The organism is Xanthomonas sp. 3307, assembly GCF_014199735.1.
Lineage (GTDB): Bacteria > Pseudomonadota > Gammaproteobacteria > Xanthomonadales > Xanthomonadaceae > Xanthomonas_A > Xanthomonas_A rydalmerensis.
In genome coordinates this window covers 40,418-53,271 of record NZ_JACHOG010000011.1, presented here as the reverse complement: position 1 = coordinate 53,271, position 12,854 = coordinate 40,418, and the positions used below count along the sequence as shown (strand labels likewise).

General features: G+C 70.5%; 10 protein-coding genes. 9 read left to right on the top strand and 1 reads right to left on the bottom strand.

Features of this window, described 5'->3' with window-relative positions:
- Positions 1-44 precede the first annotated feature (44 nt).
- The 4 genes from GGR64_RS19480 to GGR64_RS19465 all read left to right on the top strand — a co-directional run bounded on the left by GGR64_RS19480 (position 45) and on the right by GGR64_RS19465 (position 4,959).
- Positions 45-839, top strand: coding sequence for a lysophospholipid acyltransferase family protein (locus tag GGR64_RS19480; protein WP_184647891.1), 795 nt, complete (start codon positions 45-47; stop codon positions 837-839).
- A 67-nt stretch (positions 840-906) separates the two neighbouring features.
- Positions 907-1,899, top strand: coding sequence for an alpha/beta fold hydrolase (locus GGR64_RS19475; RefSeq protein WP_184647889.1), 993 nt, complete (start codon positions 907-909; stop codon positions 1,897-1,899).
- Between the two features lie 352 nt (positions 1,900-2,251).
- Complete coding sequence (locus tag GGR64_RS19470) at positions 2,252-4,327, top strand: tetratricopeptide repeat protein (protein ID WP_184647887.1); 2,076 nt, start codon at positions 2,252-2,254, stop codon at positions 4,325-4,327.
- A gap of 20 nt (positions 4,328-4,347) precedes the next feature.
- Complete coding sequence (locus tag GGR64_RS19465) at positions 4,348-4,959, top strand: YbhB/YbcL family Raf kinase inhibitor-like protein (protein WP_184647885.1); 612 nt, start codon at positions 4,348-4,350, stop codon at positions 4,957-4,959.
- Between the two features lie 402 nt (positions 4,960-5,361).
- Here GGR64_RS19465 and GGR64_RS19460 read toward each other — a convergent pair whose 3' ends face one another.
- On the bottom strand, positions 5,362-6,153 hold the full coding sequence (locus GGR64_RS19460; RefSeq protein WP_048491647.1) for an undecaprenyl-diphosphate phosphatase: 792 nt from the start codon (positions 6,151-6,153) through the stop codon (positions 5,362-5,364).
- Positions 6,154-6,378: 225 nt separating this feature from the next.
- Between GGR64_RS19460 and glnA the strand changes: the two genes are divergently transcribed.
- The 5 genes from glnA to ntrC all read left to right on the top strand — a co-directional run bounded on the left by glnA (position 6,379) and on the right by ntrC (position 12,718).
- Positions 6,379-7,788, top strand: a complete 1,410-nt coding sequence (gene glnA / locus GGR64_RS19455) for a type I glutamate--ammonia ligase (RefSeq protein WP_160964690.1) — start codon at positions 6,379-6,381, stop codon at positions 7,786-7,788.
- Between the two features lie 325 nt (positions 7,789-8,113).
- Positions 8,114-8,452 (top strand): P-II family nitrogen regulator, encoded by a 339-nt coding sequence (locus tag GGR64_RS19450; protein ID WP_160962503.1) that lies wholly within the window; start codon positions 8,114-8,116, stop codon positions 8,450-8,452.
- Positions 8,453-8,471: 19 nt separating this feature from the next.
- On the top strand, positions 8,472-9,911 hold the full coding sequence (gene amt / locus GGR64_RS19445) for an ammonium transporter (RefSeq protein ID WP_160964688.1): 1,440 nt from the start codon (positions 8,472-8,474) through the stop codon (positions 9,909-9,911).
- 334 nt (positions 9,912-10,245) lie between these two features.
- The gene (locus GGR64_RS19440; protein WP_160964686.1) at positions 10,246-11,277 is read left to right on the top strand and encodes an ATP-binding protein; all 1,032 of its coding nucleotides are present in this window, start codon (positions 10,246-10,248) and stop codon (positions 11,275-11,277) included.
- A gap of 10 nt (positions 11,278-11,287) precedes the next feature.
- Positions 11,288-12,718, top strand: coding sequence for a nitrogen regulation protein NR(I) (gene ntrC, locus GGR64_RS19435; RefSeq protein WP_160964684.1), 1,431 nt, complete (start codon positions 11,288-11,290; stop codon positions 12,716-12,718).
- The last annotated feature ends 136 nt before the right edge of the window (positions 12,719-12,854 follow it).

Sequence of the window (12,854 nt, the reverse complement as noted above, 5' to 3'; positions counted from 1 at the left end):
ACACAATTGTCCGCTAGGCCCCTGCTTCCGGTACCCTTGTCCGAATGAGCGAGTTCTCCCCACCCGCCACGCGCCAATACGGTGGGGCGCTGCGCTGGGTCCGTTACGGCTACCGCGTGCCGCTGCTGGCGTTGCACGTGCTGTTGTCGCTGCCGTTCCTGCTGGTGTGCATGGCGCTGTCGCCCGGCCGCGCCGGCACCGAGTCTTTCGGCGACCGCATGGTCTGCTGGTGGTCGACCTGGCTGTTGCGCATCTTCGGCCTGCGCGTGCGCCGCATCGGCGCGCCGCTGCCCAACCCGGTGCTGTTCGTCGCCAACCACGTCAGTTGGATCGACATCGTGATGCTGCACAGCCAGCGCATGATGGGCTTCGTCGCCAAGCGCGAGATCGCCGGCTGGCCGTTGGTCGGCTGGCTGGCCGCGCGCGGGCAGACCATCTTCCACCAGCGCGGCAGCACCGAGTCGCTGGGCGGGGTGTTGCAGGCGATGCTGGAGCGGCTGCGCTCCGGATGCTCGGTCGGCGTGTTCCCGGAAGGGCGCACCCGCGGCGGCCAGGACGTCGGGCCGTTCCATGCGCGCATCTTCCAGGCCGCGGTCGAGGCCGAGGTCGCGGTGCAGCCGGTGGCCTTGCGCTATGGCGCCGGCGGTGAGGCGCAGCAGATCGTCGCGTTCGGACCGCACGAGAGCTTCTTCGCCAACTTTCTGCGCCTGCTCGGCGAGCCGGCGCGGGTGGCCGAGGTGCATTTCCTGGAGCCGATCCGGCTGCAGGACGTGGAAGGGCGCCGGCGCATCGCCGAGATCGCGCGCGCGCGCATCGTCACGGCGATGGCACAACCCTGAACACCGGGATACCGGTCGCACACCGCCTGACCGATTACTCCAGTCGGCGGGTGCAAGCTCGCTCCCCATGAACGCGACCGATTACTCCCCCCCACGCTGGCTGCGCAACCCGCACGTCCAATCGGTACTGGGTTCCAGCCTGTTGCGCGTGCGCCGTGGCGAGCAGCTGCTCGCCGCCAGCGGCGCCACTACCACCTCGCACATCCTCGACGGCGGCGACGGCGTGCGCCTGCAGGGCTGGCTGAGCGTGCCGGCCGGCGCCGCGCCGCGCGGCACCGTGCTGCTGCTGCACGGCTGGGAAGGCAGCGCCGATTCCAGCTACATGCGCCTGACCGCGGCGAAGATGCTGGCGCTCGGCTACCAGGTGTTCCGGCTCAACTTCCGCGACCACGGCGGCACCCACCACCTCAACGTGGACCTGTTCCACTCCGAGCGCCTGGACGAAGTGGTCAACGCCGCCTGCGACCTGTGGCAGCGCTTCCCCGCGCCGACCCTGCTCGCGGCCGGCTACTCGCTGGGCGGCAACTTCGCCCTGCGCCTGGCGCTACGCGCGCCGGCGGCGGGGCTGCCGCTGCAGCACGTGGCCGCGGTGTGTCCGTTGCTGGACCCGGCCACCACCATGCAGCGCATCGAGAACGGCCCGCAGTTCTACGATTGGTACTTCCGCCGCAAGTGGCGCGAATCGCTGCTGCGCAAGCGCGAACTGTTCCCCGACCGCCACGGCTACGACGACGCCACCCTGGCGCTGGACATGCGCGGCCTGATGGCCTGGCTGGCCGAGCGCCATGCTGGCTTCGCCAGCCTGGATGCCTACTTCGACAGTTACTGCATCGCCGGCGAGCGCCTGCTCGGGCTGAGCGTGCCGGCCGACATCCTGATGGCCGAGGACGATCCGGTGATCCCGCTGGACGACTTCCGCAACTGGCGCCTGCCTGAGCTCGCCCGGCTGGAGATCGCGCACTGGGGCGGGCATTGCGGCTTCATCGAGAACGCGCGCGGCGACGGCTTCGCCGAACGCTGGGTGGCCGAGCGGCTGACCGAGGGGTTGGTGGAAGCCTAGCCAGCGTCACGGGATCGCCTGGCGGGTGAGCTTATTCGCTCCCCGCGGTTGTCTTGGAGCGGCGTTTCGGGCGGGCAGGCGTGTGCCACCGTGCGGATGCACCGAGCAGCGATGATCCTCTCGCGGCTGCATGCATCCATGGTGCGGTCTTGCGCGGCGCGAGGGTCTGGTGCCGCATGCTTGGCAGCGCGCAGGCCATGCGCCGTGCGCTTCGCCGATCGTGGCGCCTTCCTGCGCGCAGCATCCCGCGACACGATCGACCCCGCAACCGGTCCGGCGCGCCTAGGCGCCACCGCAGGGGCCGCCGGGCGCTCCCGCTACAATGCGGGTTTGCCCCGAAAGCCGGACCCACATGCACCAGCCCATTCTCGACGCCCTTCGCCGCCAGGACACCGCCGACGCGCTGCGTCTCGCCCAGACCTGGGCCGCCGAGGCCGGCGACGACCCGCAGGCTCTCCGCTGGCTGGCGCTGGCGCAACAGCAGCATGGCGACGCCGCCGCCGCCCTGGACAGCATCGGCCGCGCGATCGCGCGGGCACCGGAAGACGCCAGCCTGCACCTGCTGCATGCCGGCATGCTGGTCAGCGCCAACGACCTGGCCCAGGCCGAGCACGCGCTGGCGCAGACCGCGGCGCTGGATCCCAACGAATTCCTCGCCTACGTGATGCGCGCGCACCTGGCGCTGGGCCGCGGCGACCTGGACGAAGTGGAGCGGCTGAGCCGCACCGCCGCGCGCCTGCAGCCGGAGCATCCGCAGTTGCTCGGCGTGGACGGCATGCTGGCGCTGCGTCGCGGCGATGCCGACCGCGCGCTGGCGCTGCTCTCGCGCGCCAGCAATGCGCTGCCGGACGATCCGCGCCTGCTCTACGCGCTGGGCTTCGCCTATCTGGACAAGCAGCATTTCGCGTTCGCCGAGACCGCGTTCCGCCGCGTCGCCGCGCTCACCCCGGGCACCAGTGCGGCGATGATGGCGCTGGTCGCGCAGCTGGCCTACCGCCAGGGCCGCCTGGACGATGCGATCACCGCGCTGGAAGCGGTGCTGGCCGCTCCGGCCGGCGACACTGCCAACATGCGCCGGCTGGCCGGCGAGTACGCCTTGCAGGCCGACCGCCCGGCCGAGGCGCTGGAGCATCTGCGCCGGACCCTGGCAGTGGCACCGGCCGACCGCCGCACCCTGCACGCCGCGCTGATCGCCTGGCAGCGGCTGGGCACGCTCGACGATGCCCGCGCCACCCTGGAAGCGGCGCTGGCCACCACCACCGACGCCCACGACCTGTGGCTGGCGCGGCTGGCCCTGGAGCCGGTGGGCGGCCCCGAGGCGCGCGCGCTGATCGCGCGCTGGCAGGCGGCGATGCCGGCGCACGTGCCGGCGCTGGAAGCGCAGCTGCGCGTGCACGACATGGCCGGCGAGCGCGACCAGGGCGAGGCCGTGGCGCAGCGCATCGTGGCGCTGGAACCGGGTCGGCTCAGCGGCGAGGAACGCCTGGTCGAGGCGCTGCTGGAGCGCGGCGAGCACGATGCCGCCATCGACCACGTGCGCGGCCTGATGCAGCGCCTGCCCGAACGCGACCGCACCGTGGTGCGGCCGTGGCTGGCGGCGGTGCAGGATGCGGCCGGGCGCCCGGAGGAGGCGCTGGCGACCTGGCTGGCCTTCCAGCAGGAACAATTGCCGCACCGGCTGCCGCTGCCGCCGTTGGGCCAGGCCCCGGCGCAGTGGCCGCCGCTGGGCGCGGTCGACCCGCAGAACCAGGCGCGCCCGTTGTTCGTCTGGGGCGCGCCGGGCAGCGGCGTGGAGCGGGTGATCGCGGTGATCGACGCGGCCAGCCCGGTGCTGCGCGGCGACCGCTTCGGCCCGCAGCCGCCGACCGACGGCCTGCAGCGCTTCCGCAGCGTGGAGGAACTGGACAGCGGCGCCCTGGACGGCGCGGCGCTGGTCGCCGAGTGGCGCGCGCAGCTGCCGGCGCGTGGCGTCGGCGACGGCAACGTCGTCGACTGGCTGCTGTGGTGGGACAACGCGCTGCTGCGCGCGCTGCGCCCGCACCTGCCGGAAGGGCGCCTGCTGATCGTGCTGCGCGATCCGCGCGACATGCTGCTGGACTGGCTGGCCAACGGCGCCCCGGCCCCGCTGGGCCTGGCCTCGCCGGAGACCGGTGCGCAGTGGCTGGCGGCGGTGCTGGCACAGGTCGCCGACCTGCACGAACAGGATCTGTATCCGCACCATCTGGTGCGCCTGGACGGGACAGAGCACGATCCGGCCGGCGTGGCGGCGGCGCTGCAGGACGCGTTCGGCGTACCGTTCCCGGCCATTGCCTCGGTCGGCCCGCCGCGCCTGGACGCCGGCCACTGGCGTGCCTACGCCGCACCGCTGGCCGCCGCGTTCGCACTGCTGACGCCGGTCGCGGTCCGCCTTGGCTACCCTGAAACCTGATCCCCCAAGGAGTTCTTCGCATGCGTCTTCGCAGTGACAGCCTGCAGCCGGGTCAGCCCATCGCCGCGACCTACGCGATGGGCCAGGCCGACGGCTTCGGCGGCAACCGCAATCCTCACCTGGCCTGGGACGCGGTGCCGGCCGGCACCCAGTCCTTCGTGCTGCTGTGCGTCGATCCGGACGTGCCGACCGTGGCCGAGATGGTCGGCCGCGACGACGTGCAGATCCCGGTCGAGCAGCCGCGCACCGAATTCGTGCATTGGGTGGCGGTGGACCTGCCGGCCGACCTGCGTGAAATTGCCGAGGGCAGCGCCAGCGACGGCGTGGTGGCCAAGGGCAAGCAGCAACCGCCCGGCCTGGCGGGCGCGCGCCAGGGACTGAACAGCTACACCGACTGGTTCGCCGGCGACGCGGCGATGGGTGGGGACTACTACGGCTACGATGGCCCGTACCCGCCGGCCAACGACCTGCGCGTGCACCGCTACTTCTTCCGCCTGTTCGCCCTGGACGTGGCGCGGCTGGACGTCCCCGCGCGCTTCACCGCCGCCGACGCCCTGCGCGCCATGCAGGGCCATGTGCTGGCCGAAGCCAGCCTGCACGGCACCTACAGCCTCAATCCAGCGGCGAAGTAAGCAGCAAAGCCCCTCTCCCGCCGGGAGAGGGGTTGGGGTGAGGGTACGGGGCGCGCAGCGCCTGCATGGATCTGTCACTGCGAGGCTACGCCGTACCCTCATCCGCCCCTGCGGGGCACCTTCCCCCGAAAAGGGGGCCATGGTCCCGGTGGGAGAAGGGAGACGCCAAAGCCCCTCTCCCGCCGGGAGAGGGGTTGGGGTGAGGGTCCGGCGCGAGCAGCGCCCACATCGATCTGTTACTGCGAGGCTTCGCCCGTACCCTCATCCGCCCCTGCGGGGCACCTTCCCCCGAAAAGGGGGCCATGGTCCCGGTGGGAGAAGGGAAACGCCGAAGCCCCTCTCCCGCCGGGAGAGGGGTTGGGGTGAGGGTACGTGGCGCGAAGCGCCTCGCCGACCCAGCCTCTACGCCGCCGGCAACCACAGCAGCAGAGCCGTGCCCAGCACGATGCGGTACACCGCGAACGCGGTGAAGCGGTGCGACTTGATGTAGCCGAGCAGCCACTTCACCACCACGAAGCCGGTGACCATCGAGGCGACGAAGGCCAGCGCCACGTCGCCCCAGTTCTCGCTGCCCAGCCCGCCGTCCTTGTACAGCTCCAGGAACGAGTAGGCGCTGGCCGCGAACATGGTCGGGATGCCGACCAGGAAAGCGAACTCGGCCGCAGCCGAGCGCTTGCTCAGGCCCAGCAGCATCGCCAGGAAGATCGTCGCCGCCGACCGCGAGGTGCCGGGGAACACGCCGGCCACCACCTGCGCCAGGCCGACCGCGATGGCCACCGTCCAGGTCACCGTCTCGCGCTCGGGCAGACGCGCGGCGAAGTACTCGGCCACCAGCATCCACACGCCGCCGATCACCAGCGCCCAGGCCACCGGCTCCACGCTGTCCGGTAGCTGCCAGCCGGCCTTGCGCACCACCAGGCCGACCACCGCGGTCACCAGGAAGGCGGCGCCCAGCTTGAACGCATAGTCGCGGTTGGCGCGGTCGCCCAGGCCGGTGGCCAGGTCCCACAGGCGCTGCCGGAACACCAGGGTGGTGGCCAGGATCGCGCCGGCCTGGATCACGATGTTGAAGAAGTCCGAACGGTGGCCGAGCCAGCGCTCGGCGATCAACAGGTGCCCGGTGCTGGAGATGGGCAGGAATTCGGTCAGGCCTTCGATGATGCCCAGCAGCAGGGCCGACAACAGATCGCTCATGGAGGGGAGGGTCGCGTTTTGGGGGAGGGGAAGCTGCGCAAGGATAGAGCATCCGCCTTGCGCACAATTTTGGTGCGTTCAGCTGCGAATGCACCACTTAGGTGCAGTGCATTTGCATCGTTCGTGTGCACGCTTCAGCAGAATCAAAGGCTTGTGAGTGCCACACGCTTGGCATGGCGATTGCTGATACTTGCCCACGCCCTTCACAACCCGAGGTTGCATCGAATGTCTGCGGAAACTATTGAGAAGCTGGTCAAGGACAACAAGATCGAGTTCGTCGATCTGCGTTTCGTCGACATGCGCGGCGTGCAGCAGCACGTCACCTTCCCGGTCAGCATCATCGAGCCGGCGCTGTTCGAGGAAGGCAAGATGTTCGACGGCAGCTCGATCGCCGGCTGGAAGGGCATCAACGAATCGGACATGGTCCTGCTGCCCGACGCCGACACCGCCTTCGTCGATCCGTTCATGGCCGATCCGACCCTGGTGCTGACCTGCGACATCCTCGACCCGGCCACCATGCAGAGCTACGGTCGCGACCCGCGCGGCGTGGCCAAGCGCGCCGAGGCCTACCTGAAGTCCAGCGGCATCGCCGACCAGGCGTTCTTCGGCCCGGAGCCGGAATTCTTCATCTTCGACGGCGTGCGCTTCGGCAACGAAATGGGCCACACCTTCTTCAAGATCGACTCGGAAGAGGCGGCCTGGAGCAGCGGCAGCAAGATCGAAGGCGGCAACAGCGGCTACCGCCCGGCGGTCAAGGGCGGCTACTTCCCGGTGCCGCCGACCGACTCGCTGCAGGACCTGCGCGCCGAGATGTGCAAGACCCTGGAGCAGGTCGGCATCGAAGTCGAAGTGCACCACCACGAAGTGGCCACCGCCGGCCAGTGCGAGATCGGCACCAAGTTCAACTCGCTGGTGAAGAAGGCCGACGAGCTGATGATGATGAAGTACATCATCAAGAACGTCGCCTACCGCAACGGCAAGACCGCGACCTTCATGCCCAAGCCGATCGTCGGCGACAACGGCTCGGGCATGCACGTGCACCAGTCGCTGGCCAAGGGCGGCACCAACCTGTTCTCCGGCGACGGCTACGGCGGCCTGTCGCAGATGGCGCTGTGGTACATCGGCGGCATCTTCAAGCACGCCAAGGCGATCAACGCCTTCACCAACTCCGGTACCAACAGCTACAAGCGCCTGGTGCCGGGCTTCGAGGCGCCGGTGATGCTGGCCTACTCGGCGCGCAACCGTTCGGCCTCGTGCCGCATTCCGTGGGTGTCCAACCCGAAGGCGCGCCGCATCGAGATCCGCTTCCCGGATCCGCTGCAGTCCGGCTACCTGACCTTCGCCGCGCTGATGATGGCCGGCCTGGACGGCATCAAGAACCAGATCGACCCGGGCGCGCCCAGCGACAAGGATCTGTACGACCTGCCGCCGGAAGAGGAGAAGCAGATCCCGCAGGTGTGCTCCAGCCTCGACCAGGCGCTGGAAGCGCTGGATGCCGACCGTGAGTTCCTCAAGGCCGGCGGCGTGTTCAGCGACGACTTCATCGACGGCTACATCGCGCTGAAGATGCAGGAAGTGACCAAGTTCCGCGCGGCCACGCACCCGCTGGAATACCAGCTGTACTACGCCAACTGAGTTCCACGCGCGGCGATGGCGAAGGCTTCCCCTCCCTCCTTCGCCATCGCCGCCACCTGCCCGGCTGGGGAGCCGCGCCGGTGGTCCGCGCCCGCCATTGCGTCATCGATTTTCCAGGGGATGTACCGCGCAACAGAGCGCTTGCGTGCCGTGGGCCACGTTCCCTCCCACGTCGCCGTCGCCGCCGCACCTCGGGTGCGGTGGGCCACGGCGTGATCCACGGAACGCATCGCGCAGCAGCACCCGCGCCGTTCGCGGCGCGGTCGATGGGCCCAGTGCCGGTCGGCCTTCGGCGGCCGGTTCCTTCCACCAACGGGGTATGCGCATGAAACTGATCACCGCCATCATCCGGCCATTCAAGCTCGACGAGGTCCGCGAGGCCTTGTCGCAGGCTGGGGTGTCCGGCATCACCGTCACCGAGGTCAAGGGCTTCGGTCGGCAGAAGGGCCACACCGAGTTGTATCGCGGTGCCGAATACGTCGTCGACTTCCTGCCCAAGATCAAGATCGAGACCGTGGTGACCGACGAGCGTCTGGACGCCGTGGTCGAGGCGATCCAGGGCGCGGCCGGCACCGGCAAGATCGGCGACGGCAAGATCTTCGTCACCGCGATCGAACAGGTCATCCGCATCCGTACCGGCGAAATCGGCGCCGATGCGCTCTAACCCCACCTTGGAGCCCTTCATGAAGACAGGTCTGTTCGCCGGGTGGAAGGCCCGGTTCTACGCGGTATGCATGCTGATGCTGGTCAGCGCGATGGCGGTCGGCGTGCCCGGCAACGCCTTCGCCCAGGCCGAAGTCAGCCCGGCGCCGACGCCGGATGTGGTCACCGAACAACTGACGCCGCCGCCCGCGCCGGCCGCCGCGCCGGCACCGGCTGCGGCCGCGCCGGTGGTGGACAAGGGCGACGTCGCCTGGATGCTCACGTCCACGCTGCTGGTGCTGCTGATGGTGGTGCCCGGCCTGGCGTTGTTCTACGGCGGCATGGTCCGCGCCAAGAACGTGCTGTCGGTGCTGATCCAGGTCGGCGTGGTGTTCTCGCTGATCGCGGTGCTGTGGGTGGTGTACGGCTATAGCCTGGCATTCGCCGACGGCGGTCCGTTCATCGGCACGCTGCACAAGGCGCTGCTCACCGGCGTCGACACCACCACGCTGGCCGACACCTTCTCCAAGGGCTTCAAGCTGCCGGAGTACGTGTTCGTCGCCTTCCAGCTGACCTTCGCCGGCATTACCGGCGCGCTGATCGTCGGCGCCTTCGCCGAGCGGGTGAAGTTCGCCGCGGTGCTGCTGTTCGTGGTCATCTGGTTCACCTTCGGCTATCTGCCGCTGGCGCACATGGTGTGGTCGGCCCCGGGCTTCCTGTTCGGCAAGGGCGCGCTGGATTTCGCCGGCGGCACCGTGGTCCACATCAACGCCGGCGTGGCCGGCCTGGTCGGTTCCTACTTCGTCGGCAAGCGCCTGGGCTTCGGCCACACCGCGCTGAAGCCGCACAACGTGACCCTGACCTTCGTCGGCGCTTCGCTGCTGTGGGTGGGCTGGTTCGGCTTCAACGCCGGCTCGGCGCTGGAAGCCAACGCCACCGCGGCGCTGGCCTTCCTCAACACCCTGCTGGCCACCGCCGCGGCGGTGCTGGCGTGGTCGCTGACGGAGAAGGTGGTCAAGGGCAAGTCCTCGGCGCTGGGCGTGGCCTCGGGCATGGTCGCCGGCCTGGTCGGCATCACCCCGGCCGCCGGCACCGTGGGGCCGTTCGGCGCCATCGCGATCGGCGTGGCCGCCGGCGTGATCTGCGTGTGGGGCGTGACCGGGCTGAAGAAGCTGCTCAATGCCGACGACACCCTGGACGTGTTCGGGGTGCACGGCGTCGGCGGCATCGTCGGCGCGATCCTCACCGGCGTGTTCACCGACAAGGCGCTGGGCGGCATGGGCTACGCCGAGGGCGTGACCATGGGCCATCAGGTGCTGGTGCAGGCCGAAGGCGTGCTGATCACCGTCGGCTGGATCGGCGTGGTCTCGGTGGTCGGCTTCCTGATCGCAAAGCTGGTGATCGGCCTGCGCGTGCCGGAAGACGCCGAGCGCGAGGGTCTGGACATCACCTCGCATGGCGAATCGGCCTACGAGTCCTGAGGTTCGCCGGCCCGCGACGGCGGTCGCGGGCCTTGTCGCAGTGCGTGCGGCCGGCCCTGGCGGCCGGCCCTCGCAACCGCGGCCTTCGCCGGCGCTTCCTGGGGGGAAGCGCCGGCCATTCTCCAGCGATCGAGGTATTCCGCGTGGCCATTTGCCTCGCCACAGCCCCCTGTTGTCGCAACACCGCTCTCTGCGGCGCGGTCCAAGGCCGAGCAGTACCGCCAGCCGGCGCGGGAGCGTCCATACGCCGCGCCGTCCGCATGGACAGGGTGCGCGCCATGCGCCGCTCGCCCGTGCCGCCTGCCAGGCTTTGCACTACATTGGTGCAATGGCCATGAACATCACGCCGCCCCCTCTTTCCGCGCTCGGCACTCCGGTGGTCTGGGCCGATACCGACGGCCGCCTGCGCGGCGCCAATCCCGCCTTCGCACGCTGGCTCGGGGTCAGCGTGCGGCGCCTGCTCGACCAGCCGCTGGCCTCGCTGGAAGTGCAGGGCGATGCGCTGGCGCGGTTTCTGCGCAACGACGAACGCGACGTGCTGCGCCTGCATCGCATGGCCCTGGCCGTGCCCGGCGAGCCCCCACGCTTCGCCGAGGGCTGGCTGTCGCGGCTGGACGATGGCGGCTGGCTGTTGGAAGCGCATCCGGTCGACGAATTCCCCACGCTGGATCCGGCGCAGGCCCTGCCGAACGCGCTCAGCGCGGCGCTCAAGGGCCTGGCCCACGAACTGCGCAATCCGCTGGCCGGGCTCAAGGGGGCGGCGCAATTGCTGGCACGCCGCGCCCAGCACCGCGACGAGGACGAGCGCGAACTGATCGAGCTGATCGGCGCCGAGATCGAGCGCCTCAACAGCCTGCTCGACCAGTTGCTGTCGCCGGCGCCGGCGCGGCCGCACGCCATGCTCAACATCCATGCGGTGCTGGAACGGGTGCTGCGCCTGGCCGAGAACGAAGGCGGCTGGTCGGTGCGCCTGCAGCGCGACTACGACCCCAGCATCCCCGAATTCCTGGGCGATGCCGACCGCCTCACCCAGGCGGTGTGGAACCTGGTGCGCAACGCGATCCAGGCCGGCGCCGCGCAGGTCACCCTGCGCACGCGGGTAGAACATGGCCAGCGCATCCGCGACCGCGTGCATGCGCGCGGCCTGCGCTTGGAGATCGTCGACGACGGCCGCGGCGTGCCCGAGGAACTGGCCGAACACCTGTTCCTGCCGCTGGTCAGCGGCCGCGCCGAAGGCAGCGGCCTGGGCCTGGCGCTGGCCCAGCAGGTGGCGCGCGAGCATGCCGGCTCGCTGACCTACCGCTCCCGCCCCGGCCACACCGTGTTCACCCTGCTGCTGCCGCAGCGCGCAGCGGATACCGATTAGGAGCACTGCGATGACCGATTCCCTGCAAGGAACGCAACGTATCTGGGTGGTCGACGACGACCGTTCGGTGCGCTTCGTGTTGTCCACCGCGCTGCGCGACGCCGGCTACAGCGTCGACGGCTTCGACAGCGCCGCCGCCGCGCTGCAGGCGCTGGCGCAGCGGCCCATGCCCGACCTGTTGTTCACCGACGTGCGCATGCCCGGCGACGACGGCCTGGTGCTGCTGGACAAGCTCAAGGCCGCGCATCCGCAACTGCCGGTGATCGTGATGTCCGCCTACACCGACGTGGCCAGCACCGCCGGCGCGTTCCGCGGCGGCGCCCACGAGTTCCTGTCCAAGCCGTTCGACCTGGACGATGCGGTGGCGCTGGCCGCGCGTGCGCTGCCCGATGCCGGCAGTGCCATCGCCGCGACGCCGGCGGTGGTGCCGGCCGGGCAGGGCAGCGCCGAACTGATCGGCGACACCCCGGCGATGCGCGCGCTGTTCCGCGCGATCGGCCGGCTGGCGCAGGCGCCGCTGTCGGTGCTGATCAACGGCGAGACCGGTACCGGCAAGGAACTGGTCGCGCATGCCCTGCACACCGAGTCGCCGCGCGCGCGCAAGCCGTTCGTCGCGCTCAACACCGCCGCGATTCCGGCCGAACTGCTGGAGAGCGAACTGTTCGGCCACGAGGCCGGCGCCTTCACCGGCGCCCAGCGCCGCCACATCGGCCGTTTCGAGCAGGCCGACGGCGGCACCCTGTTCCTCGACGAGATCGGCGACATGCCGCTGCCGCTGCAGACCCGGCTGCTGCGCGTGCTGGCCGAGAACGAATTCTTCCGCGTCGGCGGACGCGAACTGATCCGGGTCGATGTGCGGGTCATTGCCGCCACCCACCAGGACCTGGAAGCCCTGGTCGAACAGGGTCGCTTCCGTGCCGACCTGCTGCACCGCCTGGACGTGGTGCGGCTGCAGTTGCCGCCGTTGCGCGAGCGCCGCGCCGACGTGCCGCAACTGGCCGAGAACTTCCTGGCGATGGCCGCGCGCAAGCTCGACACCCCGCCCAAGCGGCTGGCGCCGGCGGCGCTGGACGCGCTGCGTGCCTATCCGTGGCCGGGCAACGTGCGCGAACTGGAGAACGTGTGCTGGCGCCTGGCCGCGCTGGCGCCGGCGGAGATCATCGATGCCGGCGACGTCGAGGCCGCCCTGCTGCGCGGCGGCCGCCGCGAGCGCAGCGGCGACGGCGGCGAGTGGGACACGCAGCTGTCGGCCTGGGCGCAGCAGCGCCTGTCCGACGGCGCCGAGGGCCTGCATGCCGAAGCCCGCGAACGCTTCGACAAGGCGCTGCTGGAAGTGGCGCTGCGCTTCACCCAGGGCCGCCGCGCCGAGGCCGCCGCCCGCCTGGGCGTGGGCCGCAACACCGTCACCCGCAAACTCGGGCCCGGGCGGCGCCGGCGCTGAAGAGCGGGATTGGGGATTGGGGGATTGGGGATTGGGGATTGGGGATTCGCAACGGCGACGTCCCGTGCCCGGACGGGTGCCTCCCGCTGCGTGGAACGCTTGCTGCGGCATGGCGTGACAGGGCCGTGCACCGAGC